Source organism: Roseicyclus amphidinii, from assembly GCF_030163755.1.
Lineage (GTDB): Bacteria > Pseudomonadota > Alphaproteobacteria > Rhodobacterales > Rhodobacteraceae > Roseicyclus > Roseicyclus amphidinii.
The window spans coordinates 1-25,749 of sequence record NZ_JASJOE010000033.1; the positions used below are offsets into that span (position 1 = coordinate 1).

Here is a 25,749-nt window from a genome sequence, read left to right on the forward strand (position 1 = left end):
AGGCCGCCGCCGAGAAGCCCCGCAAGGCCTCCGCCGGCGCCGCCCGCGCCATCGGCCTCCATCGCGGCCGCAAGGATCTGGTCCGCGACCGGCTGCGCAACGAAGATGCCGCCGTCCGGCCCGACCGAAAAGCTGCCCTGCGCAAGGCGCAGCGTCTCGCCGTTGTCCAGCGTGATCACGAGATCGCCGCCCTCGGTGATCGCGCTGCCGGACACCCCCTCGACGACCGCAAGATCGACCAGGCCTTCGTCCTGCGCCTCGGCCATGCCCGCCAGCGGAAGCACGAGGGCGAGGCCGCCCAGACCGGCGGCGGCGCGGCGCAGGTTGCGTTTCGCCCAGCCGCGCAGGAAGCGCGCGCGCAGGGCCGCATCGCGGGGCAGGTAGACGCGCCGGTCGGCGTGATCGGCGCAGCGCGCCGCATCGGCAGCCAGGAACACCCCGCTCAGAACCGAGCCGCGATCGAGTGTCGGGCGAAGGCCCAAGGCCTCGGCGGACAGGGGTTTCGTGGCAGTGCGGTTGTCGAGCATGGCGATTGTTCCCGTTCGGTTGCGACTGTCCGGCCGGGCCCCCGCATCGTCGCGGCATGCATGGGACCACAGGGCCGGCGCTTGCCCCCTGAACGGTCTGGCCCCGCCCAGGGTTCGCCTCCGTGATAGCCAGTGCCCGGACGAGTGCCGCCCCCCGAAAGGGGGGTCACATGGCAGTTTTTCGATTGAAACGGCCAATTTGCCGGTGATCCGCGGTGCCTTCCGCGTGTAGCCTTGGCCGTGAGGTCGCGTGGCGCCCCGATTGCCACGTCCCTCGGGGCGGCGACATGACGGATCGCCGGTCCGACCCTAGCGCGACACCGCAACCGCCGTGTCGCACGTCAGCAAGAAGGCCGTCCGATGGGAAAGCGCGAGAACCGGAACGGCAGCACCGAGCTTGCCAAGATCATCTACAGGGCGATCCCGGACTGGCGTCGGGACACGCAGGACGTGTCGCGCCAAAGCTTCCAGGTCGAACGCTTCTTCCTCCAGACCTTCGGGCAATGCCAGTTTCCGCTTGCGCTGTATGACGCGCAGGGGGGCCTCCTGTTCTCGGGATCGAGCGGCGGCGATTTCCCGAAACGCCTGTCGCCGCAGGAGAACGCCCCGACAGGTTGCGGGTTCACCATGGCCGGGGGCTGCCTGTATTTCACGCTGCAGACCGCCCGGCGCTGGCCGCATGCCCCGAGGGACATTGCCTTCGTGGCCGTCAGGATCGCATCCGACGGGTTTCCGATGTCCGGCGTCATACCCGCCGCGGGGGCGCTGACCGACAGCGAACTCGAATTGCTGTGTCACCTGATTGCCGGCAGTGATCTCAAGACCGCCGCGGAACAGACCGGCGCGAGCTACGACACCAAGCGCAAGCAGGTGCAGAAGATCCTGCAGAAGCTGGGCCACAGGTCGCAAGGCGACATGCTGCGCCTGTTGTCCGTCAGCCTGACCGCGCGCCTTGTCGAAGAGCTGGTCGCGCATCTTCCGGCGGATGCGGAAACCGCGCTTGCGCAAGGCCACTACGGACCGTCACTGGTCGTGACGCGCGTGAATTCGGGATCGGGCCTCGAGGTGCCGGTCTGGGATATCGGGCCGCGCGACGGCGCGCCCATCGTGTATTTCCACAGCATGCTCGCGCCGGTCATCTTCCATGACCAGCTGCCCGAGGCCCTGCACGCACATGACCTCAGGTTCCTGATGGTGCCCCGTCATTTCATGGACATCAACGAAGTCTCGAATTCGCGGGCACGCCAGAAGCACATCATCGACGCGGTCGCCTCTGCCCTGTCCTATCTCACGTCGCGGCCGTTCATCTGCATCGGCGACAGCGCGGGTTGCTCATGGGCGGTGCAGTTCGCGTGCAATCATCCCGACATGGTGTCCGAGCTGCACCTCGTGGCGACGCCGCAGTCGAGTGTCGGCGTTCAGCCTCCCACGCTGTTCACCGACGTCTCGTCGAGGATCAAGGCCAGCGAGCGCGTCGTCTACAGCCTGACGCGGATCTACAACCTGATCTCCAGAAGCCCCGTGTTTTCGCGGCGCGCCCTGGGCTACATGTATCGCGGGAGCCCCTCGGACCTTGCCACGCTGGACGAGGCCTTTTCGCAGTATCGTCTGTCCGAATGGCTGACCCTGATCGCAAGCGGCGCGCGCCATTCGTCGATCGACGAGGTCGTAAGCCTGCAGGGCGACTGGGTCAGGGGCCTGTTCGACACGCCGGCCCCGGTGACCTTCTGGCATGGCACCCAGGATCCGATTTGCCCGGTCGAGGACGTCAGGGCGCTGGCGCGTCGCCTGCCGGGTGCCCGCATGAGGGTCATCGACAGCGCGGGCCATTTTCTCAGCTCGCAGCAGATCGACGCCTTGCTCTTCGCCCTGTCCGCGGCGCGTTCGAACCGCACGGGGTAGCCCGGCCTAAACCGGCCTCAGGGGGGGCACACAGAAGCGGGCCGCCGGTTCCGGCATGTCGTCCTAGTCGTTGTAGCTTACAAAGGTCACGGTCGCGCCGATGGCGTTGCCGCGCGTGTGGACATCGTCGACCCGCAGCGCGGCGATGCGCCCTTCGTTGGTGCGGGCGCAGAAATGGTCGCCGGGCCGCACCTGGCGCAGCAGGATGCCGTCGGTCCGGTACACGGCCTGCGCGCACTCCCGGTATCCGAGCTGCCGCGCTTGCGGGGCCGAGATCCGGGCATCCGCGAAGGGTGCCAGAGCAAGGTCGCGCTCGGTCGAGCCCGCGATCCAGATATCGTTGTTCCACGGCGACCCGTTTGTGCCGTCCAGGTCGACCTGATCGCCGGGGCCGAGGGCCGCCCGCCCGGTGTGGTGGTTCGAGATCTGCCCCTGTCCCGATCCGCCCTGCCCCGCCGGGTCGCAGGCAAAACCGGTCCGGTCCTGCACGGCACAGTGCAAGCCCGCCTCGGCAGGGCGTTGCACCACGACGCCACCGTCATAGATGCAGCGCAGAACCTGCGTGGCTCCGCCGCCGCTGACGACTTCCGTCCGCTCGATGCGCTGCTGGGTGTTGATGGCCTGCCAGCCGGTCTGGCGCGTGACGACGGAAATCTGGGCATCCGCCGGGCATTGGACATAGGTCGTGTCGGCGCGCGCGGTCTGCGGCATGACCGTGACGCCCAGGGCAAGCAGCAGTGCCGCGGCAAGATTTCCGACCTTCGACATGGTGCCACCCCCGATACGCAATCCGGGATTGCGCCCGAAATATTCATCCGACACGTCTGTGCCCGCCTCGCCTGCGAGCATCCTCCAGCTCCTCGACCCGTTCAAAATATCTTTCGCCCCGCAGGGTGCCCTTTCGAGCCCCACCCGCGCGTACCGGGCGACGCCGGGCTGAACGCCCTCCCCGAGGCGATCACCGCGGCCTTCCCCGAGACCACGGTCCGGGCCTTTATCGTTCACCCGATCCGGTCTGTGATCGGTCGGCAGACACTCGGTGTCGGCCGTCGATGCGGCTCAGATCACGAGAGCCCCCAGATACACACCGAACGCGACAAGGAACGCCGCGCCCGACGCCCGGCCGAAGCCGCGCCGCCATGATCGTCGTGGCCAATTCCGGCAGCGAGGTGCCGATCGCCACCAGCGTCAGGCCTATCACCGCCTCCGTCAGGCCGAAAGCCCGCACCACCGAGATGGAGCCGTCGATCAGCAGCTCTGCCCCGATCGGCAACCCGATGACGCCGAGGATCGTGAAGCCCGCGATCTTCCAGCCCGGCATGTCCGGGTCCGCCTCCTCGGGCAGATCTCCGGCCCCGCCGTTCCGGTGAACGCGAGGCCGATGAAAAGCAGCGTGACGACCAGCATGGTGACGTAGCTGCGCCGGCTCTCGCCGCCCTCGGACAGGGTGAAGGCCAGCGCCGGAAGCCCGAGGATCAGGACCACGTTGGCGATGTTCGATCCCACGACAATTCCCATGGCCAGGTCGGGGAAACCGCCGATGACCGCCTTGATCGCCACCAGAAGCTCGGGCGCCGAGGTGCCGAAGGCGACCACCGTCAGGCTGACGATCAGCGCCGGACTGCGCAGCCGCAGGCCCAGGTTCATGGCCCCTTGAACCGGCAGGTCACCGGCGAGGAACAGGATCAGGATACCAAGACCCTCAGATGCAAAATCCATGATCCTGAGTGGCTTGCGGGCTCCAATTGATGTATCGGATCAGCGTCGAGCGGTCAGTCGGACCACGCCAGCCACGCAGCCCGGCGACGGGCCTGCACCTCGGGGTCCGGGTCGAGTCCGGCGACCAGAAGGCGCCGTGTGCAGGGCTCGCGCGGGGCCTCGAAGATGCGCCGGACCGGCCCCTGTTCGACGATCCCGCCCGCCTGCATGACCAGCACCCGGTCCGCGACATCGCGCACCAGCGCCAGCGCGCGGGCGATGGCGATCCGCTGCCTCTGCCCGCCGGAAAACTGGTGCGGATAGTGCGCGGCGTGTTCGGGATCGAGCCCCACCTGCCCCAGAAGCTCGGCCACCCGCGCGGGCCACTGCGCCTGCGGCACGATGCCGGGATGGATCACCCAGGCCTCGGAAATGATCTGCTACACCGACATGCGCGGGTTGAGCGATTGCGTCGGGTCCTGGAACACCATCTGCATCTGACGGCGCAATCCGGCCATTTGCCGGGGCGTGCGGGTCAGAAGGTCCTCGCCCTTCCAGAGCACGGTGCCGCGCGTCGCGTCCTCGAGGCGCAGGATCAGCTTGGCGACGGTGGATTTGCCCGATCCGCTTTCGCCCACGACGGCGAGCGTTTCGCCGGCGTGAAGATCGAAATCCACACCCTTGAGCGCATCGAAACCGCCGCAGGATTTCGCAAGGTCACGGCAGCTCAGGATCGGCTCGGGCCCCTCGGCCACGACGCGCAGATCATGCGTGATCGGCACAAGCCCCATGCCGGTTTCCGCCTGCACGTCCTGCAACAGGCTCAGAACCTCGGCCTGCACCGTCACGTCCAGCGCGGTGGTCGGCTCGTCGGCGATCAGAAGATCGGGCTTCAACCCGAGCGCCATGGCGATCATCAGGCGCTGGCGCTGACCGCCGGAAAACTGGTGCGGATACTTGCGCAGCGCCCCGCCCGGATCGGGAATGCCGACCCGCTCGACCAGCGCACGGGCGCGGCTCCGGGCCTCGGCCTGCGGGCGACCGTGGGCCGTCAGGGTCTCGGCGATCTGCCGCCCGACCGTGTGGACGGGGTTCAGATGGCTCAGCGGGTCCCGGAAGATCATGGCGATCCGCTTGCCGTTCGGACGCCTGCGCTGCTCCTCGGTCCATGTCAGAAGGTCTTCGCCCTCGAACAGGACCCGGCCCGAGGCGATCTCGCCCGGCGGGCAATCGATCAGGTTCATGATCACCGAGGAGGACACCGACTTGCCCGACCCGGACTCGCCCAGGATCGCAAGGGTTTCGCCCCGGTCCACGTGCCACGACACGTCCTCCACGGCGCGCACGACACCCTGTGCCGTGTGAAACCGCACCGAAAGGTTCTGCACGTCCAACAGATGCTCAGCCACGGCGGTTCGCTTTCGGTTCAAGCCGCCAGTTCTGCGTCGGATCGAGCGCGATGCGCATCCACGACGACAACAGGTTGAGCGACATGGTGGTGAGAATGATCGCCAACCCCGGCCAGAAGGCGAGCCACCACGCGGTTGTCAGGTAATCGCGCCCCTGGCTGACCATCAGGCCCCATGTGATTTCCGGCGGCTGGATGCCGATACCCAGAAAGGACAGCGCGCTTTCGGCGAGCATCACAAAGGCGAAATCGAGGGTGGCAATGGTGATGAGCGTGGGCAGGATGACGGGCAGGATATGGCGGAACACGATCCGCCCCGACGACGCGCCCATGCCCTTGGCGGCCTGCACGAACATCCGCTCGCGCACCTCGAGCACCTCGGCGCGGGTGATGCGCAGGTAGACGGGGATGCGGGTGATGGCGCGCACGATGATCAGGTTCGCCACCGACGGCTCCGGGATGTAGAGCACGATCACCGCCAGCAGAAGCGACGGGAACGACATGATGACATCGGCCAGCCGGAGCAGGATTTCAGACGCGATCCGCCCGCCGTAGCCCCGCGACCAGGCCGAACAGCGTGCCGATGATCAGCGATCCGGCCACCGCCCCCGCCGCCACCATCAGGGTGTTCTGCGCCGCCACCACGATCCGCGCCAGAAGCGGCCGACCAAGCGCATCGCCGCCAAGGATCACCGGGAAATCCCGTTGCAGGATCGCGTCGATCATCAGCTTGCCGACACCGGGAAAGCCGAAGATCGTCTCGACCACCACCGCGCCGTTCAGCAGGGCCGCGGCCTGATTGTCGATCACCGTGATCACCGGCAGCATCGCGTTGCGGAGCGTGTGGACGAAGATGATCGCGCGGTTCTTCACGCCCTTGACGCGGGCGGTTTTCACGTAGGCCGAGCCGAGCGCGGTGATCATCGCGCCGCGCACGACCTGCAGGATCAGGCCGAAGGGGCGGATGAAGGGGACGGCGACCGGCAGGACCAAGTGCCACACCGTGCCCGTGCCGGAGATGAGCCGCCAGCCAAGGCCGAGGGCGAAGACGACGATGGCCACGATCGCCACCCAGAAATCGGGGGCCGAGGCGCCGATCAGGCTGAACAGAGAGGCGATGCGGTCAAAGATGCCGCCGACATGGAAGGCCGCCAGCGCGCCCAGCGTGACCGCGGCGACGCTGACCAGCGTCATGGTGATCAGCGCCAGTTGGAGCGTCCGGACAAAGGCCTCCAGCACCACGTCGAGGGCGGGCCGCGCGCGGCACAGGCTGTCGCCGAAATCACCACGGACGAGGTCGGCCATGTAGGAGCCGAACTGCACCAGAAGCGGGTCGTTCGGCCCGTGAAGCTCGCGGAAATTCTCGCGCATGTCCTCGGAGGCGTCGACCGGCAGGAACAGGGCCGCCGGATCGCCCGTGAGGCGCGACAGGAAGAAGACGAGGATCACGAGACCCAGAAGCGAGATCAGGCTCGTCAAGGCGCGCTGTCCGATCCGACGTGTCGTTGTGCCCCCTCGAAAAAATCGGCGGCGCGGGGGCAGGCCCGCACCGCCGTCGGCTCCGGACGGCTCAGTCGAGCCCGATGTCAGCCGACTGCAGCGACGAGTTGGTTGCAATGGTCGGCGTGTAGTCGATGCTTTCCGCGACGCGGGCGAAGCCCACCATGTGGAAGAGCAGGACATCCGAGACGATCTCGTCGTGCAGCAGCGCGAAGAGCTCGGACCACAGCGCCGCGCGCGCATCGCCGGTGGCCGCCGTCGCCTGCTCGATCCACCGGACTGCCGCCGGGAACGTTCGTCCGCGCGGCCCCGTTCGTGCGTGACGATGGCGCATGGGTGCTGCCGCTCTTCCTGTGCAACCCGCGCGACGGCTTGCGCTGGACCGGGGTCCATGACACGGCGGCGGTCGCGGTCAGCGAGGACGGCGGCCAGACATGGACCACGCGCGACGTGCCGCAATCGGTCGGATCGGTCCACATGACGCCGATCGACCCGGGCAACGGCCGGATGGCGGCCTTCTGTCGCCGCCGGCAGGCCGATTTCGTGCATCGCAGCGAAAGCCACGACGGCGGGCGGACATGGTCGGCCCCTGTCCCGACGGATGTGCCGAACAACAACAGCTCCATCGCGGCCGCCCGCCTTGCGGACGGAACGGTCGCGCTGGTCTGCAATCCGGTCTCGGCGGCGGACTCTAGCTCGCGCCGGGCCTCGCTCTATGGCGAGCTGGACGGCGAGGATGCCCGCCCCGAAGCGCCGATGGCTGCGCCCCGATCTGGGGCGTCGAGCGCGCGCCGCTGTCGCTGTGGCTGTCGCGGGACGGCGGCAAGACCTTCCCCGAGCGGCATGTCATCGAGACCAGCGCGGGCACCTGCCTGTCGAACGACTCGCTCGACGGGCGCAACAAGGAGCTGTCCTATCCGGCGCTCCTGCCCCGGCCCGATGGCGGGCTCGACATCGCCTACACATTCCATCGCCGCGCGATCAAACATGTCCGACTGAGCGCCGGCGCCTTTGCCGAGCTGCGCCGGATCAGCACCACCGAAGGAACGGACGCATGACAGGCCTGGACAATCCGATCACGCTTCATCAGCCGCGGCGCGTCGAAATCGGGCGCGGCACGGCGGCGCGCGTCGGCACCTGGGCCGAGGGCGCGCGGCGCGTCCTCGTGGTGGCGAGCGGCCCGACCGCGCACTATGTCGACCGCCTCGGGCTGACGGGCGATGCGCAGGTGATCGACGATGTCCCGCCCGAGCCGGACCTTCCCGCCTTCGAAAAGGCCGTGGCGACGGCGCGCGAGGTGCGGCCCGACCTGGTGGTGGGCCTTGGCGGCGGGTCGGTGATGAATGTGGCCAAGCTGATCGCGGCCTTGTGGGACGCGGATGCGACGCTCAAGAACCTCGCCGGGCCGAACAGGGTCGCCGGGCGGCGCACCCGCCTTGCGCAGGTCGCCACGACCGCCGGCACCGGCTCCGAGGCGGGCATCCGCGCGCTGGTGACGGACCCCGACACCCACGCCAAGATCGCCGTGGAAAGCCCATTCCTCTTGGCGGACCTGGCGGTTCTGGACCCCGAGCTGACCTTTTCCCTGCCGCCCGCGGTCACGGCGGCGACGGGTGTCGATGCCATGGCGCATTGTGTCGAGGCCTTCACCAAAATCCGCGCCAATGACCTGATCGACGGATATGCCCGGTCGGGCATCGGCCTTGTCGGTCGCTACCTTGTCCGCGCGGTCGAGACTGGCGCCGACGCCGAGGCGCGGGCGGGCATGATGCTGGCCTCCTATTACGGGGGGCTGTGCCTCGGTCCGGTCAACACGGCTGCGGGTCACGCGCTGGCCTACCCGCTGGACACACACCTGTCGTTGCCGCACGGGCTGGCGAACGCGATCATCTTTCCACATGTGCTGGCCTTCAACGAACCGGCGCGCCCCGAGAAGACGGCCGAGGTCGCGCGGGCGCTCGGCCTGCCCGTCACCGGGACGAACCCGCTGTTCGATGCGGCCTACCGGTTCTGCAAGGAGCTTGGGCTGGACATGCAGCTGTCGCATCACGGCGCGACGGAGGCGCAGCTGGGAACCTGGGCCGCCGAGGCCCATGGCATTCGCCGCCTGATGGACAACACCCCCCGCGACATGAGCGTCGACGAGGTCGAACGGATCTACCGGGCGGCACTCTGAAAGCGCCTCGACCCCGGTTGGCGGAGCGACGTTTGCGTGATAGCGAATTGACAAGTTGCAGATTTGTGAATGCCGCTCCGGCACACGGCCATGCCAGATATCGTCCTGATCGCCGATGACCTGACCGGCGCGCTCGACAGCGCCGTCGCGTTCCGCCTGCGCGGGGCCAGCGCGGTCGTCGCCTGCGCGCCGGAGGCAGCCCAACGGGCATGGCAAAGCGGCGCGGAGGTGGTTGCCGTCTCCACCAACACCCGCGAGCGCAGCGCCGCCGAGGCCGACGCCTGTCTGCGTGGCCTCCTCGGCAGGCTTGCGGGGTTCAGGGGCCTCTTGATCAAGAAGATCGACAGCCGCCTGAAGGGCAACATCGCGGCCGAACTCGCGCCCCTGGCCGGGCTGCGCGGAGGGATGTTCGTATGTCCTGCCATCCCGCGCCTCGGGCGCAGGGTGAACCGCGGCGCAGTGACTGGCGTCGGGCTGGAGACCCCCATCGAGATCGCGCCAAGGCTGGGTGCCCTGACCGATGCCGCGCAGATCCCCGACATCACGACCGACGCCGAGCTGGACGCCTGTCTTGCCGCCTGCGACGCCGACACGCTTTTCGTCGGCGCGGCGGGCCTTGCCGAGGCGCTGGCGCGGCGGATCTACCGGCGTGCCGTGCAGCCGCCGAGCCGGATCGGCGCACCCTGCCTCGTCGCCATCGGCTCGCGCGACCCCGCAACGGAACGGCAGATCGCCGATCTGCAAGACATGCCGCTGCTGGCAGCGCCGAACGGGGACGTGCCTGGCGGCCTGATCTGCGCGGGGACGATCCTGCGCATGACGCCGGGCCCGACGGCCTGTCCCGACGCGGACGCGGCCGAGCACTTCGCCCGCGGCGTGGCCCGCGCCGTGGCCGAGGCGCGCCCGGCGAGCCTTCTGGCCTGCGGCGGGGAAACGGCCCGCGCGATCCTGGGGCATTTAGGCGTGGATCTGCTGCAACTGGAGGGCGAATGCGCGCCGGGTGTGCCCACCGCGCGCGCGCTGGACAGGGCCGGGGATCTGCAGATCGTCACGAAATCGGGCGGGTTCGGCGAGGCGGACTTGCTGTCGCGCATCTTGCCGCCCAAACTGCGGGCCGTATCAAGGGGGGCCGCGTCGCCGTGACCGAACAGAAGACCAGGAAGCGCGGAAATCTGGCCGATCGCGTCTACCACACCTTGTTGAGCCGGATCTCCCACTGAGACTACCAGACCAGCCAACGCCTTCCGCCCGAGGGCAAGCTGGCCGAGGAATTCGGCGTATCGCGCCCCGTGCTGCGCACCGCCATGGAAAAGCTGCGCGACGAGGGCCTGCTGTATTCGCGCCAGGGGGCCGGGCATTACGTCATGGCGCCGCCTGCCTCGCCGGTCGGGTTTTCCCGCGTCGAAAGCATCGCCGACGTGCAGAGGTGTTACGAATATCGCCTGACGATCGAGGCGCGCGCCGCCGCGCTTGCCGCCGAACGGCACAATCCCGCGGCCCTCCAGCGGATCGAGGAGTCGCTGGAGCTGCTGCGCGCGGCAACGGGCTCCCATCAGCACCGGGAGGATGCGAATTTCTCGTTCCACCTCGGGATCGCGGCCGCATCGAACAACGATTATTTCGAGGCCTCGTCGCGCGCGCTGCGCGAGCACATCCATGTCGGCATGAAGATGCATGGTCAGGCGCTGATGAGCACGGGAACCCGCGAACTGACCGTGGTGTTCGAAGAGCATACCAACATCTTCCAGGCCATCCGCAACCGCGACAGCGCGCTGGCGCACGATCTGATGTTCGGCCATCTCGCACACTCGCAAGCGCGGCTCTTCGGAGGCGGAGGGCTGGACCTTCGGATGAAGTGACCGCTCAGCGCGGGTTCGTTGCCAGCCGCCGGCCATAGGCCAGCGCCGACAGCATGTTCACATGGTTCGCGCGCCCCGTCCCCGCGATGTCGAAGGCGGTGCCGTGATCCACGGAACAGCGGTCGATGGGCAGGCCGAGCGAGACGTTCACCGCCGTGTCGAAAGCGATCAGCTTGATCGGGATATGCCCCTGGTCGTGATATTGGGCGATCACCAGGTCGAAACCGCCGGTATGGGCCCGATAGTAGACCGTATCGGCCGAGATCGGGCCGGTGACGTCGATGCCTTCGGCCCGCGCCGCATCGACGGCGGGACGAACCTGGGCATCGTCCTCGGTGCCGAACAGTCCGTTCTCACCGCAATGGGGATTGATGCCCGCGACGGCGATACGCGGGTGTTCGACACCAAGGCGGCGAAAATGGGCGTGGCCCTTGCGGATCGTCTCGAGCACACGCTCGGGCGTGGCGCGGCCGATGGCGTCCTTGAGCGAGACATGGGTGGAGACATGCAGGACGTTGAGGGTTGGCGAGGCGAGCAGCATCCACGATGACCTCGAGCCGGTCAGGTGGGCGAGCATCCCGGTATGGCCGTCGTAATGGTGCCCGGCGCTATTGAGCGCCTCCTTGTTGATCGGGGCAGTGACGATGCACGCGGCCTCCCCCGCCGCGATCAGGGCGACGGCGCGTTCGATATAGCGAAACGACGCCTCGCCACAGGCATCCGACAACACGCCGAACCGACCGGGAAGGTCGGCGACCGGGACGTGGTGAACCGCCAGCGCACCCGGCGCGGGCGCATCCACATCCGCCTCGACCAGGTCGAGCGCGACACCGCACACCGAAACCGCGCGGCGCAACGTGTCCATGTCGCCGACAACCGCATGGCGCGCACGATCGGCAAAAGGCACCTCTGCCAGCGCCTTGACCGTCACCTCCGCCCCGACACCCGAGGGGTCGCCCATCGTGACCAGAATTCGATCTTTCATCGCACCCTCTTCGCGTTCCTGCTGCGCCGCTCAGCCCAACAGGCCATATGAGCGCAAGATGGTGGCCAGTCGCGCGTCCTGACCCGGATCGGGCAGAAGAGCCGGTTGCCGGGACGCACCGACGGACGGATCCATGAGATACAGCGCGCGCTTGACCAGGGCAGGCGGATAGCCGAGCGCATAAAGTTCCTTGCGGAACCGGCCGTAGATGTCCTGCGCCGCGGCAGCGCCCGCTTCGTCACCGGCGTTGAAACAGGCAAGAATGCGGGCCAGCACGTCCGGCATGACATTGCCGAGCCCCGAAATGCAGCCCGCCGCCCCGTGTTGCAGGGACCAGTGAACAAGGTGATCGGGGCCGGAATACACCTCGAACGCCGCCGCGTCGCAGCCCACCTCGAGATAGGCGGCAAGCCTGCGTGCCGTCGCGGGTTCGATATGGTTCCGGGTGCGCGCGGGGATGTCATGGAGATAGATCGGCGTCGCCCCCGCATCGGCGACCGACGTGAAGTGCCGCTCCAGCCCGTCCTGCGTGACCTCGATGAAGAAGGGCGTGATGACCGCGATGCCGTCCACCCCGATCCGGTCGAATTCGCGCACCAGCAGAACCGTTTCGTAGGTCGCCGGCATTCCCGCATTGACGATGTCCCTCGCACGGCCCGCGACCTCTTCCACCACCTCGGCACAGAGCCGGACCTTCTCGTCAAGGGTCAAGGCGGAGAAATCGCCGTCGTGCCCGCGCACATGATGTTGTTTCCGGCGGCGACCTGCCGACGGACCTGCGCGCGGGCGGCGGCGTAGTTGATCGTTTCATCATCATTGAAACATGTGACCAAGGCGACGAATGCGGAGCGCGTCATGGTGTTCGGACCTCGTTCGGGAGGAAGGCCAGCCTCAAGCGGCTGATGCCGTGGTGACGGTCCCACCCCGAATTTTCACTAAATTTTGTCATCTTGTCATTCTTGATCGGATCGCCAGACCAAGACCACGACAAGAGCCAGTATTTTCGCATTTTTTACCACCGCTCGACAGGTGTGGGCACAGCAGATGCCCAAGGATTTCAGCCGACACAAAACCAAATTTGCAATGGTCAGCCGCCCGTAGACCGGGTGCAAACCTGCGCGCGGAACAGGGCCGTACGACCGCGATCGGCGACACCGGCCCAAGGGGGCGTGTCGACCCCGCTCGGGGGATGACCCCGGCAAGGCGACGTGCGTACCCCGACCGCTCTCTGCGCCCCGTAGGCTGCAAGACGGGATCACCGTGCCGGGATATCGTGCAAGCCCCCTTCGGCGGCGGGGTCCGGTCCAGAGCGGCTCTTCCGACGCGAAATCCACTTGTGCCGGGGCGGCCCGACGCGCGCCCGACGCCATGAACCACCCGCTCAGGCAGGGGACGCCGCCCCGATACAGGAGACGCCAAAGGCATTGACAATGGTGTTCTCAGACAACTGTTATTCGATAACACGGCGGCGATATGGGCTTTCGCCGTGGCGTCATTGCCTGACCCGGCCGAGGGGCGGCACAGGTCGGTCATCGGCTCACGGGGCAGCGCCTCGACACGCCGGAGCACGCCCCACCCGACAGCGCATGACGGCGCGGAAAGAGAGCAAGATGACCCGATACCGACCCCACGAGATGCACGGCCTCCGGGCGACGCCACGCGCCGAAGGCACCCCCACCCTCTCAGGGTTCAAGACCCTCGTGGTCGCCGCGCTGGCCAGCCTTGCAGCCACGGGGTCGGTCTCCGCGCTGTCATGCATGCGTCCCACGGTCGAGAACGCCTATCAGCTGGCCGCCGAACGCGAGGAAGGGTTCGTCTTCGCCTACGGCACCCTGACGCGCAGCGGCCCCGACATCCCCGACCCCGCCGGGCCCGCGGAGGAAGGCGGCCGCACCGCCTACAGCTTTCCGGCCCGCTTCGACGGTCACCTTGCGACCCGCCGCGGTTTCACCGCACCGGCCGAGGTCGAGGTCACCGTGGAGGTGCAGTGCCTCTCCGTCTGGTGCGGCGCCGAGGTGCTCGACGATCCCGCGCTCTATGCCCTGCGCGTGGACGACGACCGCTATGCGCTGGAAGCGACCGTCTGCAACGACTTCGCCATCCGCATGCCCGACGCGGCGACCCTCGCGGCGCTGACGGACCTGCTGAACTGACACGAGGGACGAAACGGCGGACAAAACGGACATCGCGCCCGCCACCGGCACGCAGGTCTGCAGCGTCCCTGCCCGGCCACATTCAACCACCCACCGCACAAGCCACACGAAAAAACCAGAAGGGACAGGAAACCGATGTTCAAGCTTGCCACCACAGCCATTCTCGCCACGGCGATCGGACTTGCCCCGGTGACACGGGCCGAAGCCAACTCCCACAGCAACGAGGCGCTCGGTCTCCTCGTGGCCGGCGGCCTGCTGGCGCTCGCCCTGGCGGATGCAGCGCAGAGGGCCGACGCGGGCCAGGGCGCGCCCGATGCCGAGCCAAGCCAGACCCAGGTGGTGATCGGCATCCAGACCGCACTCAACTATTTCGACTTCTCGGCCGGTCCGGTCGACGGCATCCCCGGCCGCGCCACCCGCGCCGCGATCCAGCGCTACCAGGGCGCGATGGGCTACCCGGTCGGCACCGGCAGCTTGCGCCAGCACGAGTTCGAGTTCCTGATGGAAGCCTACAACTGGGCGATGACCGGAGGCGCGGCGCAGACGGGCCTCAGCGGCGCGGCGCTGCTGATCGCCTACCGCGAGGGAGGGCTTTCGGGCGAGCCGCTGCCGCCCGTGGTGATCCCGCCGGTCGCAGACCTGCCCGTCGCCGAGTCCTTCACCGGCAGCTGGCAGACCGATCGCGGCCCCCTCAACCTCGTGCAATACATCGTCGGCAACCAGCGCTACGTGGTCGGCGATTTCGCCGGTCAGGGCGTGATCGCGGGCCGTGTCGTTGGCAATTGCGCCAGCGGGATCTTCACCGATGACGTGGCCAATCGCTACGGGGCCTTCCGCTTCCGCTTCGACGGCAACGAGCTGGACGGGGAATGGCGCTGGCCGGACAGCCTTGCCACCAACAGCTGGGACGGCAGCTATGGCGGGGACCAGATCACCTCGATGCGGAACTTCAGCGACGCCGGAAGCTTCCCGATCACGACGGGGCGCGGCGTGAACCCGCAGTCGGGTCTCTGGACGATCAACAACATGGCCTATGGCCAGATGCACGGCATGGTGGCCAGCAACATCTGGGTCGGCGATCTCAACCCCGGCGGCACGATGGTCGCGCTGTCCAATGACGGCATCACCTACCACGGCGTCATGATCGACGAAGGACGACCCAGCGATGTCTCCTTCACCTTGCAGGGCGGACGCAACGGCCGCGGGGCCGTTGGCACCTACGCATTGCCCAACGGACGCGTGCTCGGGTTCGACATGACGCAGGTGCGGGACCGCGACATTCACGACGGCGGGCCGCGGCTTGGCAGCGAGCTGCTGCCCTGCCCCTGAGCACGGTGCGACCGATGCCGTCCTGCAGGCCGCCCGGACCGGGCGGCCTGATCTCCGTGGACGGCTCCAGCCGCTTGCGGCGCAACCGCGTCCGTGGCCGCCAGACATGATGGGGATCATCGGATCGGCGCTCGTCGGCCCACGGGGCGAGGCCGCGTTCCTCGTGATCGCGCGGCGGCCCGACGCCACGCCCCGCACGCGCCTGCATTAAGACCTGCGACACGGGCAGCGCAGCGTCCCGCCATGGCATCGAGCACCAACCGGGGCCAAGGTCTATGCGGCGGGTTTCGGGTTCATCCCCTCGTAGGTGATCAGGTCGGCCAGCTCCGGCGAGGTGAGGCTCAGCGACATCGGGCAGGAGATACCCGGCAGCACTTCCACGTCGTAAAGCTCGCCCACAGGGCCGTCGATGCGGAACCAGTCGACGCAGCTGCCGGTCTTCAGGTCGATGACCTGCACCCCGCACCAGGGCTCGCTGTCGGCCTTCTTCAGCCGGGCGTCCAGCTCCAGCCCCTCGAACCGCTGGTAGCGTGGCTTGGACAGGCCGACGAAGGCGAAGCCGCGGTGGAAGGACAGGCCGCGCAGGAAGCCGGGGCAGAAGGCCCGTGGCTCGAAGCGGCCCTTGCCTTTGTCCAATCCAGCAACGACACCCAGCTCGCCCGTGCCGGAGTTCAGCACCCACAACTCGCCGTTGTGCAGCCGCGGCGAGTGCGGCATCGACAGCCCCTCGCAGGCGATCTCGTTGCGGCGGATGTCGATGACAACACCACCGTCCGCGCGCCGGTCGCGCCAGCCGTCGATCGTGTCCGAGCGGCTGACGGCGGTGGCATAGGCGGGCGTGTCGCCATCCATCGCCAGCCCGTTGAGGTGGCAGCGATCCTCGTTGACCAGCGCGCTGATGAAGGGCGGTCGCCAGACCGGCCTGAAACTGTGGCGGGCATCGGTGTTGGCGATGCAGTTGAACCGGGTGTTGACGAAGACCGGCTCACCATCCGTGTCGAGGCCGATGTCATGGGCGTCCAGCGCCCCGGTGAAATGCGTGCGGCGCGGGACGAAACAGGCGTCGAACATGCCGTTCACCCGCTCATGCGGGGCAAGCACGTTCTCGAAGCGGATCACGTGGAAGCCGCCGGTCATGGTCAATTGGCCGTTGCGGTTGAAGCTCAGGCCCATGGGCTTGGGCTGCGCCGACTGGTGCAGATGCGCGCCGCCGCCCGGCTTGACGCCCAGCATGTAGAGCAGGCCCGACTGGTAGGAGGAGAAGGCGACAGAGAACGCGCCCTTGGCCATGCGCGGCACCAGCCCCGGCGACATGCTGTAGGAGACCGCGGCCTGACCGGTGTCGGGCTGCCCGATGCCAGTCTGCGCGCCGGCCTTGCTCGACTGGGCCCCATGCGCGTCGGCTTTGCCCTTGGCGGCCTCGGCGGCTGTCTTCTTTTCGGTCATCGGTTGTCTTCCTGAGCGTCATGCTGAACGGGCAACGTGTCGGGGTCCTCGCGCCGCGTGAGACGCCGGGTGTCGGGAAAGGCCGAACCCTCGTGCCCCAAGGTGCGCAAGGCGACGAAGATCGCCGCCTTGCATGGGTTGGGTCTGATGCCACTGGCGTGGGATTACCATTGCACCCGCCAACCCAGCGATGCCGACATCGCGTGCCCCTCGACATCGGCAAAGGCGCTTCGATAGGCGATCTCGCCGAACAGGTTGCTCGCGCCATCGGGCGACATGGAGAAGCCGCCCCCCAGCTCGGCCCAGTTGCCGCGCCCGCCCTGCGACAGGTCGGTGCCGCCAACCGTCACCGTCTGGTCCCCCGAGAGGTCCGCCAGCAGGTTGCCGAAGCCATAGAGCTTGCCCGTGTTGCCCTCGCCGGAGAGGACCACGTCCCGCTCCAGGGCAAGGCCGAGCCGCGCGGTCAGGGTCTCGCGGTCGGCGATGGTCACGCTGTTGCCGACGGCATCGGTAAAGCTGCCGCCCTGCAACTGGCTCCAGGACAGTTGCATCTGCGGCACCAGCGCGGTGGCGTCGTCGAGCGCGAAGCGCCGGCCGATCTCGGCGCTGGCCGAGGTGACCACCTCTTCGTGGCGGTCGAGCAGCATGCCGGCGGTTTGCGAGCTGGCGTCAATGTCGATCCAGTCGCGGGCGGCATTGAGATCGACGTAAAAGCCGCCATGCCCGAACCAGGTCAGCGAAAGGCCGATGCCATGGCCATCCATGTCGACGCGCCCGGTCCCGTTGGCGTTCTCGATATCGGCTGTCCGGGAGTTGAGCTCGAAGCTGAGGCCCCCGATCAGGTCGCCACCGGCCGTGTCGCCAAGGGCTGCCGCGATGCCGAACTGGACACCGAGGCTGGACGCCTCCCAGGACGTGCCGCCGCTCGAGGTGGTCGGCGTGACATCGGCCCGGCCGCCCCAGGTGCGCAGCCAGGGACCGACGGCCCGGCGGGCGGCGCTGTCGACCGTGTCGGCACTGCCCCGCGAACTGGCGGTGACCGCGCGGCTGGTGATCCGGCTGCCAAGCCGCTGGCTCAGGCCCTCGGCCCGCGCGAAATGCCCCAGGATGATCCCCGGCATCGCCTCGAAGACCGCGCCGGAGGCGCTGACGCCCGTATTGCAGAGATACCAGCTGCTGTCGGCCTGATCGGTGCAGTCCCCCAGCGACAGGTCATAGGCCAGCGCGCCGAGCTCCACCGGCGCGGCGAGGGTGAAGGCGCCTGCATCCGACGCGCCGCCGACGCGCACCACCTCGATCCCCGTCACCGTGCTGCCGCCACCGCCGCCGACCGGGGTGAAGGACAGCGCCGTCGGTGCCGCGTCGAGGATCACGTCGCCGCTGATGTCGAGCAGGTCCGTGGCCGAGCCGTCGCCGCCCAGCACCACGTCCATCTCCACCGTGCCGCCGTTGGCCACGAAATCGCCCGAGCCGCTGCCAGTGGTTGCGATACGGAACACGTCGCCCGCAGCGCCATCCGCCAGCCGGATCGTGCCGCCGGTGCCGTTGCGGAAGGTGTCGAGGTTGTCGATCACGCTGGTCTCGCCCGCCTCCGCATCCTGTGCCGCGAGGATCAGGCCCGTATTCTCCACGAGGCTGTCACCCGTCGCGTTGAAGTCGCTGGTCGTGCCCGCAAGGGACCAGGTGCCGGTGTTCCGCAGCACGTTGGAGTTGCTGAGGTCCACGGCACCCGTGATCATCCCGGCGTTGGTGACGTCGACGGCCCCGTTCGACGCAAGGGCCTGGATGGCGAAGTCGGTGTCATCGGTGCCCGAGGTCTGCACATGGCCGTCCGCGGCGATGACAATGGTGATGTCGTCCTCTCCGGCGATGGTCGCTTCGATCGCGTCGCCGGAGGCGCTGCCGAGGTCTCCGTTCACGGTGATCTCGAGCGCGCCCTCGCCGGAATGATCGACCTGAACACCGTCCGCGTCCGCGTCCAGATCGTTGACGGCGATCGTGATGTCACCGTTTCCTTCGTGGTCGATATCGATGCCGATGTTGCCGTCAGCGGTGATGGTTCCGCTCACGTCGATGTCGATGTCACCCTCGCCGTCATGGTCGAGTTTGATCCCGTCGGAGTCCGCAACGAGATCGCCCGAGACCGTGATGTCGATGCGTCCGTCGCCTTCGTGATCGATGTGGATCGCATCGCTTCCCGCGGTGACGGTCCCGGTGACGACAAGCACCATGTCGCCCTGCGCCGGCCCGTCCCCGGTATCTCGATCCGCGTCGATCCCGTCGCCGTCCGCATCGATGTCGCCGTTGACGGTGATCGAGAACAGGCCGGTGCCATCATGGTCGGCGTTGATCCCCTCGTCATAGGCGGTGATGTCGCCGTTCACGACGATGACATGGTCGCCGGTGCCCGATTGCTCGGTGTCGATGCCGTCGTCACCCGCCGTTGCGTCGATGGCCCCGTGGCTGATCACGGTCAGATCACCGTCGCCGTCATGCCGGGCCCAGATGCCGTTCGTTCCGTTCCCGAAATTGCCACCTTGCGTGATCAATGTGCCGTAGGTCGTGACCGAGAGGTTGCCGGTTTCATGATGCTCGGCCTGGATGGCTGCGCCGTCCTGGCCCGTCACGGTGCCAGTGGTCGTGATGACCAGGTCGCCGTCGCCGTCGTGGCGGGCATTGATCCCGTCGTAGGCACCGGTGGCCGTGTTGGCCGTGATGGTGATGTCGCCATTTCCCCGATGCAGTGCCCTGACCCCTGCCCCAGCTTGGCCGGTGAACGTTGTGCCAGTGATGCTCAGGTTGCCCGAGGTTGGAGAACCGCTGTAGGAATGACGGGCGAAAACCCCATCTGACCCGCCGGTAAAGGTCTCGCCCGTGACCGTAAGATCGCCGCGATTGATGTAGTAGGCCGAGAGACCGTGGTCATAACCGCTTGATTGACCTCCACCCGTCACATCGCCGACATTAATCGTGAAGTCGCCGTAGCCGCTGACATAGATACCCGACCCGTTTTGGCCGGTGACATCACCTGTCGCAGTGATCGAAATCGCCTGGCTCTCTGCCGGCGCAATCGCGGTGTTCGCAAATATGCCGTAATTGCCGCCCTGCACCGTGTGGACGGAAATATTCATCTCCGCGCCTTGCGGAGCGCTGCTGTCGAGAAAGGCGTTCACGCCATCCTCGTCGCTGGAAACGATATTTCCCGTGCTGGTTATGTTGAGGGTGCCGCTGACGCCCGTCAACGTTGCATCGATCCCCTCATCGACCGATGTGACATTGCCGACCGTGATCGAGAGCGTGTTTCCGGTTGCGGTCATGTTGTTGGAATCTGCCTTGATCCCGAAGCCATCGGTTGCGACGACATCACCGCTCAGGGTGATTTCCAGATCACCGTTTCCGAAGTTTCTGGTTCTCACACCATATTCGGAAGTTATGGACCCGGCGGAGATCGAAAGATCACTCGCGTTCGACGTCCCGTTTGTGGCCTGCGTTCCAAGATCGGCATCGATCCCGAGGAAACCACCATTGATGGCACTTGTTGTCGTGATTTCAAGGCTGCCGAATTCGATATCTGCCTTGATCCCGTCATTGAGCGAACTTGCTATCATGCCGCCACTGTAATCACGGAAGGTGGTTACGTCGGTCGACTGCGGCGTATGCCCCGGAGCGGTCGTGATCTCGATGGCATCGCCCGAAGTGACATTCACCGAGAAACCGGATTGAGTTTCGAATGTGCCCGGCCCGTGCAATTCGACGGTTGCGGAATTGGACGTCGACAAAGAACCCTGGCTGACCGTCTGCGCGTAGGCTCTTTGCACGTAGCCAAGCCCTCCGATCAGGGCCAAGGACGTGCTGAGCATCAGGGGCACTCGGGAAGGCTGCCTGCGGGCGTTGCCGTGTGTTCCGGTCGCAGCGACCACCGGGACACCTGCTTCCATACGCGTTTTCCTGAGTGTCATCGATCTTCCATCCCTTCGGTGCGCAGCGCATGCGTCAGTCAACATTGCCCCGTGACTGCACGTCCGGGGCGCCTCGTCGCGAGACGTAGCAACACCGGCAAGTCCCTGCGCAACTGCCATGGGGCGCTGTTCGCGCAGACAGTACCGACCGGCCGCGGTGGTGTTCATTCTTGTGAACATGGGGCGGAGAAAGAAGGGGGCCGCGCGGATCAGGACGGGCCTGCAGGCCCGTAAATCCACCGGTTCAGCCGCTTCAATGGGCCTTGAGCCAATCTTCGAAGGCCTTACCGGAGTCGCAGAATTGCATGAACTTTTCCTTGGCGCTCGAAATCAGCGCACCATCGGTAATCAGAAGCAATGACCCGAAATAATCCGATATTGCGATATCCTTGCTCAGGATGAGAATGGGGTCAATCTTGCTGTGCAGCCTGTCGCACAGGCGCAAGGTGATATCTTCTTCGTGATCGGCTTCGAACTTCCGGATGGCTTGAACCGCGTCAATGGAAGACTGGCGGCTCAACCCGTCGTAGATGCCCTTTCGGTCGACAAGATGCTCAAGGATCGACTCGTCCAGAACCAGAACCCCGGACAGCTTCGCATCACGCAGATGCGCAAGCCCTGCCACGTATTGCGTCACGCTGTCCACGGGAACGCCCATCTCGAGCGCCAGGATCTCCGGCGACTTGAGGAATTCGGGAATCGTCCTGGGATGATAGAAAATTCCCGATCTCAAACTGTATTTCGTGATCAGGTCCACCGTCTGCTGCAGGCTGACCAGGCCATGAGGAAAGAAGACGCGCCGAGATTGATGGAAGTCGGCATCCATGGAAAGCAGGTGGTCCGGCAGCAGCTCGGAGACGTTGATCGACAGGGCGCGGGCAATGTTGATCAATGACGGCACGCTCGGCAGGCGCATGTTTTCGAGGTTCAGAAGCTCCGAAATGGTGGATCTCGGGTTGCCGGTCGCAGATGCGAGTTCAGACGCCGTCATGCCAAGGTCGCCCATCCTCTGTTCCACGCGAAAACAGAAGGCTGCCTTGATGACCTGAAGCTCCTTGGTCTTTTCGGGCCTCGTTACGCTCATGTCTCGCCGGAAACCTTCAGGATGCAGGGCCGGAGCGGGACTGTCGCACTGCCACCCGCGGGCGGACCCGCGACCACGTTGCGCGACACCCCGGCCGAGGTGTGTTTGCCACGAGGCAGGGACTCATCAGACCACTCTCGCCCGCAGGTAAACTGAATTCGGGGTTAATGATTGGCCCACGTTATCACTCCGGCGTTCCCAGTCCGCACGCAAGTGCTTTCCGCGGCGACTGTCTTCAGCGCGCAGTTGCCCGGATGGCAGTCAGGCCTGTCGAAAGAGTGGATGGTCCCCGTCAGCTCGGCCAGCGACGCTCCGCAATCGCGGGCAGGTCCGCACCGTCCTGGCGGCACCACGGGTGCCATTGAAACCGCGCTGATTGACGCTGTCATCCGGGGAAGGGTCGGAAACCTCGCTCCGCCGCCACGATTTCCGCGCCATGCTGCGCGGGCTCGGCCCGCTCGGGCAAACCGGCCAGCCCGGACCACGGCCTTGCGGCCGCCTCGAACCCGAAGGGAGTGTCCATCGCATGAAGCGCCAAGGTCTCGACGCGACGGACATCCGCATCCTGAGCGCCGTGCAGCAGCACGGACAGCTGAGCAAGACACGGCTGGCCGAACTGGTGAACCTGTCGCCGACCCCGTGCTGGGCGCGGCTTGTCCGGCTCAAGGGCGCGGGCTTCATCCGCGGCTATCACGCCGAACTGGCCCTCGAGCGCATCATCGATTTCACGCAGGTCGTCGTCACGATCTCGCTGAACCGGCACCGCAAGGCGGATTTCGACCGGTTCGAAGCCTATGTTCGGGCCCTCGACGAGGTGATCGACTGCATCGCCACCGGCGGCGGCATGGATTACGTGATGAAGGTCGCCACGCCCGATCTCGCCAGCTTCCAGACCCTCATGGACGGGATGCTGTCGGCCGATCTCGCCATCGACCGCTACATGACCTACATCGCCACCCGCCAGATCAAGACGAACCGCCCCAACCTCGCCAAGCTGATCGCGCGAAGCGCGCGGTGAGTGGTGCGGTGAGAGGTCAAGTCCGAACTGTCCAAAACGGGCTCGAAAATCGGTCCGAACGGTCTTTGATTTGCTGAATTCCGAACCGCACCGTGGCGCCCTTTCGCTCTAGATCCTCGATGATCTTGATCACGTCATGGCCGACAGGGCCGATCGTTGGGAGGACGACAGATGACACAGGCAGACGATTTCGGCTTCGGCACCCAGATCCGCAAATCCCCCTATTTCGACGCGACCGTGCGCTGGGGTGCCAAGGGATTTTCGGTCTACAATCATATGTATATCCCGCGTGACTTCGGCGACCCGGAACAGAACTTCTGGACCCTCGTCAACGAGGCGATCCTGTGCGACGTCGCCGTCGAGCGGCAGGTCGAGATCACCGGCCCCGATGCCGCCCGCTTCGTGCAGATGCTGACCCCGCGCGACCTGTCGACCATGGCGGTCGGGCAGTGCAAATACATCCTGATCACCAACGCCGACGGCGGCATCCTCAACGATCCGATCCTGCTGCGCCTCGCGGAAAACCATTTCTGGATCTCGCTCGCCGACAGCGACATCCTGCTCTGGGCGCAGGGCGTGGCCGTGCATTCCGGCCTCGACGTGCAGATCTGCGAGCCCGATGTCTCGCCGCTGCAGCTTCAGGGTCCGAAATCGGGCCTCGTGATGCAGGAGCTCTTCGGCGAGAGCATCATGGACCTCAAGTATTACTGGCTGCGCGAGGTGGAACTGGACGGCATCCCGCTCATCGTGTCGCGCACCGGCTGGTCGAGCGAACTGGGCTACGAGCTGTATCTGCGCGACGGCACGATGGGCGATGCGCTGTGGGAACGGATCATGGCGGCGGGCATGCAGTTCGGGCTGAAGCCCGGCCATACCTCGTCGATCCGCCGGATCGAGGGCGGGATGCTGTCCTACCACGCCGATGCCGATATTCACACCAACCCCTATGAACTTGGCCTCGACCGCCTCGTGAACCTCGACATGGAGGCCGATTTCATCGGCAAGGCTGCGCTGCGCCGCATCCACGCCGAAGGCCCGGCGCGCAAGAAGGTGGGCCTCGTGCTCGACTGCAACCCGCTGCAGGGGCCGAACACGACCTTCTGGCCGATCACCAAGGGCGGCGAGACCATCGGCAAGGTGACTTCGGCGGTCTATTCCCCGCGCCTCGAGCAGAACATCGCCCTGGCCATGGTCACGGCGGCGGATGCCCTGATCGGCACCGAGGTCGAGGTGGTCACCAGGTCGGGGGCCGTGTCCGCGCGGATCGTCGAGCGCCCCTTCTACGACCCCAAGAAGAAGATCGCCGCCGCCTGAACGCGCGCAACCAAGGGCCAACGCCATGTCACATCTCTCGATCGAGCTGCACTGGCAGCGTGCCGAAACAACCCTGGAGCCGGGACGGTTCTCGAACGAACATGTCGTGTCGTTCAACGGCACCCACGAGATCCCGGTCGACGCCGCCCCCGATTGGGGCGGCGATCCTGCCAACACCAACCCCGAGCAGGCGCTCGCCTCGGCGCTGTCGAGCTGTCACATGATGACCTTCCTTGCGCTCTGCGCCAAGGCGGGCTGGCCGGTCGCAAGCTACCACGACCATGCCGAGGCGCATCTGGGCAAGACCGCGACGGGGCAGATGGCCGTCACCCGGATCGACCTGAACCCCGTGGTCCGCTTCGACACCGGGTTTTCCGTCGAGGACGCCAAGCTGGCCGAGATGCAGCACCGCGCGCATCGCTACTGCTTCATCGCAAATTCGCTGGCCGACAGCGTCGAGATCAACATTTTCTGAAAGACCCGCCCATGACCCCGGACGACATTCTTCTCAAGGACCTGAGCGACACCGGCATCCTGCGCCTGACGCTCAACGACGTGGCGCGGCGCAACGCGCTGTCCGAGGCGATGCTCGAAGCCCTCGGCGCGGCCTTTGCCGCGGCCGGACAGGATCCGGCCGTGCGCGTGGTGGTGCTTGCGGCGCATGGGCCCGCCTTCTGCGCGGGTCATGACCTCAAGGAGATGACCGCCGGGCGCGCCGCCGAGGACGGCGGCAGGGCCTATTTCACCAGGGTCATGGCGATGTGCTCGGGCGTCATGCAGGGCATCGTGACCTGCCCGAAACCCGTCATCGCCGAGGTGACGGGCGTCGCCACCGCCGCGGGTTGTCAGCTGGTGGCCAGCTGCGACCTTGCCCTCGCGGCCGAAAGCGCGCGGTTCAGCACGCCGGGCGTGCATATCGGGCTGTTCTGCTCGACCCCGATGGTCGCGCTGTCGCGCAATGTCTCGAACAAGCACGCGATGGAGATGCTCTTGACCGGCGACATGACCTCCGCCGCGCGCGCCGCCGAGATCGGCCTCGTCAACCGTGCGGTCCCCGATGACGACCTGCAGGCCGCCGTTCGGGAGATGGCGCTGAAAATCGCCTCGAAATCGAGCATGACGCTCGCCACCGGCAAGCGCGCCTTCTACGCCCAGCGCGAGATGCCGCTGGCCGAGGCCTATGATCATGCCTCCGCGGTGATGGTCGAGAACATGCTGGCGCTGGATGCGCGCGAAGGGATCGGGGCCTTCATCGAGAAACGCGCGCCGCTGTGGCAGGACGCCTGACGCCGCCCTGCCCTCGATCAAGGTCGCGGGCGGCTTTCCCGTCGCAACCGGGTCCGTTACGGTCGATGCACGCCCGCCAACGCCCGCCACCACAGGAGCCGCCC

General features: G+C 66.7%; 23 protein-coding genes and 3 pseudogenes. 12 read left to right on the forward strand and 14 right to left on the reverse strand.

All coding sequences use genetic code 11. The features are described from left to right. Positions 1 to 527 (reverse strand): hypothetical protein (locus tag QQK83_RS11870; RefSeq protein WP_284264461.1); only part of this gene is annotated, 527 nt, incomplete at its 3' end. A gap of 360 nt (positions 528 to 887) precedes the next feature. Between QQK83_RS11870 and QQK83_RS11875 the strand changes: the two genes are divergently transcribed. Continuing rightward, positions 888 to 2,429 (forward strand): bifunctional helix-turn-helix transcriptional regulator/alpha/beta hydrolase, encoded by a 1,542-nt coding sequence (locus QQK83_RS11875; RefSeq protein WP_284264462.1) that lies wholly within the window; start codon positions 888 to 890, stop codon positions 2,427 to 2,429. Positions 2,430 to 2,492: 63 nt separating this feature from the next. On the opposite strand, the gene QQK83_RS11880 is transcribed toward QQK83_RS11875, so the two are convergent. The 6 genes and pseudogenes from QQK83_RS11880 to QQK83_RS11905 all read right to left on the reverse strand — a co-directional run bounded on the left by QQK83_RS11880 (position 2,493) and on the right by QQK83_RS11905 (position 7,369). Beyond that, entirely contained in the window at positions 2,493 to 3,278 is a 786-nt protein-coding gene (locus QQK83_RS11880) for a hypothetical protein (protein ID WP_284264463.1), read from the reverse strand. Positions 3,279 to 3,552: 274 nt separating this feature from the next. Then, positions 3,553 to 4,148: pseudogene (locus QQK83_RS11885) on the reverse strand (sodium:calcium antiporter); the annotation flags it as partial. A 53-nt stretch (positions 4,149 to 4,201) separates the two neighbouring features. Then, a pseudogene (locus QQK83_RS11890) lies at positions 4,202 to 5,536 on the reverse strand (ATP-binding cassette domain-containing protein). Beyond that, complete coding sequence (locus tag QQK83_RS11895) at positions 5,529 to 6,038, reverse strand: ABC transporter permease (RefSeq protein ID WP_284264465.1); 510 nt, start codon at positions 6,036 to 6,038, stop codon at positions 5,529 to 5,531. Before QQK83_RS11895 ends, QQK83_RS11890 begins: the two are co-directional and overlap by 8 nt. Positions 6,039 to 6,066: 28 nt before the next feature. Beyond that, positions 6,067 to 7,014 carry an ABC transporter permease gene (locus QQK83_RS11900; protein WP_284264466.1) on the reverse strand — a complete coding sequence of 316 codons (948 nt, stop codon included), beginning with the start codon at positions 7,012 to 7,014 and terminating at the stop codon, positions 6,067 to 6,069. A 91-nt stretch (positions 7,015 to 7,105) separates the two neighbouring features. Further along, positions 7,106 to 7,369: a hypothetical protein gene (locus tag QQK83_RS11905; protein ID WP_284264468.1), complete on the reverse strand. Its 264-nt coding sequence runs from the start codon at positions 7,367 to 7,369 to the stop codon at positions 7,106 to 7,108. Between QQK83_RS11905 and QQK83_RS11910 the strand changes: the two genes are divergently transcribed. The 5 genes and pseudogenes from QQK83_RS11910 (at position 7,351) to QQK83_RS11930 (ending at position 11,070) form a co-directional block, all read left to right on the forward strand. After that, complete coding sequence (locus tag QQK83_RS11910; protein ID WP_284264470.1) at positions 7,351 to 8,034, forward strand: exo-alpha-sialidase; 684 nt, start codon at positions 7,351 to 7,353, stop codon at positions 8,032 to 8,034. The two genes, QQK83_RS11905 and QQK83_RS11910, sit on opposite strands and share 19 nt — an antisense overlap. A gap of 55 nt (positions 8,035 to 8,089) precedes the next feature. Beyond that, complete coding sequence (locus tag QQK83_RS11915) at positions 8,090 to 9,211, forward strand: iron-containing alcohol dehydrogenase (RefSeq protein ID WP_284264472.1); 1,122 nt, start codon at positions 8,090 to 8,092, stop codon at positions 9,209 to 9,211. A gap of 90 nt (positions 9,212 to 9,301) precedes the next feature. Further along, entirely contained in the window at positions 9,302 to 10,354 is a 1,053-nt protein-coding gene (locus QQK83_RS11920; protein ID WP_284264473.1) for a four-carbon acid sugar kinase family protein, read from the forward strand. Between the two features lie 92 nt (positions 10,355 to 10,446). Further along, positions 10,447 to 10,563 (forward strand): annotated as a pseudogene (locus tag QQK83_RS11925) (GntR family transcriptional regulator); the annotation flags it as partial. A gap of 12 nt (positions 10,564 to 10,575) precedes the next feature. After that, positions 10,576 to 11,070, forward strand: a complete 495-nt coding sequence (locus tag QQK83_RS11930) for a FadR/GntR family transcriptional regulator (protein WP_284264529.1) — start codon at positions 10,576 to 10,578, stop codon at positions 11,068 to 11,070. A 4-nt stretch (positions 11,071 to 11,074) separates the two neighbouring features. On the opposite strand, the gene pdxA is transcribed toward QQK83_RS11930, so the two are convergent. From pdxA to QQK83_RS11945, 3 genes are read right to left on the reverse strand one after another with little or no spacing between them, the layout of a single operon-like run. Then, positions 11,075 to 12,055, reverse strand: a complete 981-nt coding sequence (pdxA, locus tag QQK83_RS11935; RefSeq protein ID WP_284264475.1) for a 4-hydroxythreonine-4-phosphate dehydrogenase PdxA — start codon at positions 12,053 to 12,055, stop codon at positions 11,075 to 11,077. Between the two features lie 30 nt (positions 12,056 to 12,085). Next, entirely contained in the window at positions 12,086 to 12,766 is a 681-nt protein-coding gene (locus tag QQK83_RS11940; protein WP_284264477.1) for a dihydrodipicolinate synthase family protein, read from the reverse strand. After that, complete coding sequence (locus QQK83_RS11945) at positions 12,763 to 12,912, reverse strand: hypothetical protein (protein ID WP_284264479.1); 150 nt, start codon at positions 12,910 to 12,912, stop codon at positions 12,763 to 12,765. The genes QQK83_RS11940 and QQK83_RS11945 overlap by 4 nt, the downstream gene beginning before the upstream one ends. Before the next feature lie 753 nt (positions 12,913 to 13,665). On the opposite strand from QQK83_RS11945, the gene QQK83_RS11950 reads away from it, so the two are divergent. Both QQK83_RS11950 and QQK83_RS11955 read left to right on the forward strand, forming a co-directional pair. Then, positions 13,666 to 14,208, forward strand: a complete 543-nt coding sequence (locus tag QQK83_RS11950; protein WP_284264481.1) for a hypothetical protein — start codon at positions 13,666 to 13,668, stop codon at positions 14,206 to 14,208. A 135-nt stretch (positions 14,209 to 14,343) separates the two neighbouring features. Next, positions 14,344 to 15,537, forward strand: a complete 1,194-nt coding sequence (locus QQK83_RS11955; protein ID WP_284264485.1) for a peptidoglycan-binding domain-containing protein — start codon at positions 14,344 to 14,346, stop codon at positions 15,535 to 15,537. A gap of 273 nt (positions 15,538 to 15,810) precedes the next feature. Here QQK83_RS11955 and QQK83_RS11960 read toward each other — a convergent pair whose 3' ends face one another. The 4 genes from QQK83_RS11960 to QQK83_RS11975 all read right to left on the reverse strand — a co-directional run bounded on the left by QQK83_RS11960 (position 15,811) and on the right by QQK83_RS11975 (position 22,549). Then, the gene (locus QQK83_RS11960) at positions 15,811 to 16,983 is read right to left on the reverse strand and encodes a TIGR03032 family protein (protein WP_284264487.1); all 1,173 of its coding nucleotides are present in this window, start codon (positions 16,981 to 16,983) and stop codon (positions 15,811 to 15,813) included. 164 nt (positions 16,984 to 17,147) lie between these two features. Next, entirely contained in the window at positions 17,148 to 20,942 is a 3,795-nt protein-coding gene (locus QQK83_RS11965) for an autotransporter outer membrane beta-barrel domain-containing protein (protein ID WP_284264488.1), read from the reverse strand. A 253-nt stretch (positions 20,943 to 21,195) separates the two neighbouring features. Continuing rightward, positions 21,196 to 22,026: a helix-turn-helix domain-containing protein gene (locus QQK83_RS11970; protein WP_284264490.1), complete on the reverse strand. Its 831-nt coding sequence runs from the start codon at positions 22,024 to 22,026 to the stop codon at positions 21,196 to 21,198. Between the two features lie 385 nt (positions 22,027 to 22,411). Then, a complete protein-coding gene (locus QQK83_RS11975) occupies positions 22,412 to 22,549 on the reverse strand; it encodes a hypothetical protein (protein WP_284264492.1) in 138 nt (45 codons plus the stop codon). A 3-nt stretch (positions 22,550 to 22,552) separates the two neighbouring features. On the opposite strand from QQK83_RS11975, the gene QQK83_RS11980 reads away from it, so the two are divergent. From QQK83_RS11980 to QQK83_RS11995, 4 genes are all read left to right on the forward strand, one after another. Then, positions 22,553 to 23,044, forward strand: coding sequence for an Lrp/AsnC family transcriptional regulator (locus QQK83_RS11980; protein WP_284264494.1), 492 nt, complete (start codon positions 22,553 to 22,555; stop codon positions 23,042 to 23,044). 171 nt (positions 23,045 to 23,215) lie between these two features. Then, a complete protein-coding gene (locus QQK83_RS11985; RefSeq protein ID WP_284264496.1) occupies positions 23,216 to 24,358 on the forward strand; it encodes a glycine cleavage T C-terminal barrel domain-containing protein in 1,143 nt (380 codons plus the stop codon). 25 nt (positions 24,359 to 24,383) lie between these two features. Continuing rightward, entirely contained in the window at positions 24,384 to 24,833 is a 450-nt protein-coding gene (locus QQK83_RS11990) for an OsmC family protein (RefSeq protein ID WP_284264498.1), read from the forward strand. Between the two features lie 11 nt (positions 24,834 to 24,844). Next, on the forward strand, positions 24,845 to 25,645 hold the full coding sequence (locus tag QQK83_RS11995) for an enoyl-CoA hydratase (protein ID WP_284264500.1): 801 nt from the start codon (positions 24,845 to 24,847) through the stop codon (positions 25,643 to 25,645). Positions 25,646 to 25,749 lie beyond the last annotated feature (104 nt).

What these genes read in the sequence shown, in the direction of transcription:
- QQK83_RS11875 (WP_284264462.1), top strand. Translation starts at nt 888, where the DNA reads ATGGGAAAGCGCGAGAACCGGAACGGCAGCACCGAGCTTGCCAAGATC.
- QQK83_RS11880 (WP_284264463.1), bottom strand. Translation starts at nt 3,278, where the DNA reads ATGCTCGCAGGCGAGGCGGGCACAGACGTGTCGGATGAATATTTCGGG.
- QQK83_RS11895 (WP_284264465.1), bottom strand. Translation starts at nt 6,038, where the DNA reads ATGTCGTTCCCGTCGCTTCTGCTGGCGGTGATCGTGCTCTACATCCCG.
- QQK83_RS11905 (WP_284264468.1), bottom strand. Translation starts at nt 7,369, where the DNA reads ATGCGCCATCGTCACGCACGAACGGGGCCGCGCGGACGAACGTTCCCG.
- QQK83_RS11915 (WP_284264472.1), top strand. Translation starts at nt 8,090, where the DNA reads ATGACAGGCCTGGACAATCCGATCACGCTTCATCAGCCGCGGCGCGTC.
- QQK83_RS11920 (WP_284264473.1), top strand. Translation starts at nt 9,302, where the DNA reads ATGCCAGATATCGTCCTGATCGCCGATGACCTGACCGGCGCGCTCGAC.
- QQK83_RS11930 (WP_284264529.1), top strand. Translation starts at nt 10,576, where the DNA reads ATGGCGCCGCCTGCCTCGCCGGTCGGGTTTTCCCGCGTCGAAAGCATC.
- pdxA (WP_284264475.1), bottom strand. Translation starts at nt 12,055, where the DNA reads ATGAAAGATCGAATTCTGGTCACGATGGGCGACCCCTCGGGTGTCGGG.
- QQK83_RS11945 (WP_284264479.1), bottom strand. Translation starts at nt 12,912, where the DNA reads ATGACGCGCTCCGCATTCGTCGCCTTGGTCACATGTTTCAATGATGAT.
- QQK83_RS11950 (WP_284264481.1), top strand. Translation starts at nt 13,666, where the DNA reads ATGACCCGATACCGACCCCACGAGATGCACGGCCTCCGGGCGACGCCA.
- QQK83_RS11955 (WP_284264485.1), top strand. Translation starts at nt 14,344, where the DNA reads ATGTTCAAGCTTGCCACCACAGCCATTCTCGCCACGGCGATCGGACTT.
- QQK83_RS11960 (WP_284264487.1), bottom strand. Translation starts at nt 16,983, where the DNA reads ATGACCGAAAAGAAGACAGCCGCCGAGGCCGCCAAGGGCAAAGCCGAC.
- QQK83_RS11965 (WP_284264488.1), bottom strand. Translation starts at nt 20,942, where the DNA reads ATGACACTCAGGAAAACGCGTATGGAAGCAGGTGTCCCGGTGGTCGCT.
- QQK83_RS11970 (WP_284264490.1), bottom strand. Translation starts at nt 22,026, where the DNA reads ATGAGCGTAACGAGGCCCGAAAAGACCAAGGAGCTTCAGGTCATCAAG.
- QQK83_RS11975 (WP_284264492.1), bottom strand. Translation starts at nt 22,549, where the DNA reads ATGGACACTCCCTTCGGGTTCGAGGCGGCCGCAAGGCCGTGGTCCGGG.
- QQK83_RS11980 (WP_284264494.1), top strand. Translation starts at nt 22,553, where the DNA reads ATGAAGCGCCAAGGTCTCGACGCGACGGACATCCGCATCCTGAGCGCC.
- QQK83_RS11985 (WP_284264496.1), top strand. Translation starts at nt 23,216, where the DNA reads ATGACACAGGCAGACGATTTCGGCTTCGGCACCCAGATCCGCAAATCC.
- QQK83_RS11990 (WP_284264498.1), top strand. Translation starts at nt 24,384, where the DNA reads ATGTCACATCTCTCGATCGAGCTGCACTGGCAGCGTGCCGAAACAACC.
- QQK83_RS11995 (WP_284264500.1), top strand. Translation starts at nt 24,845, where the DNA reads ATGACCCCGGACGACATTCTTCTCAAGGACCTGAGCGACACCGGCATC.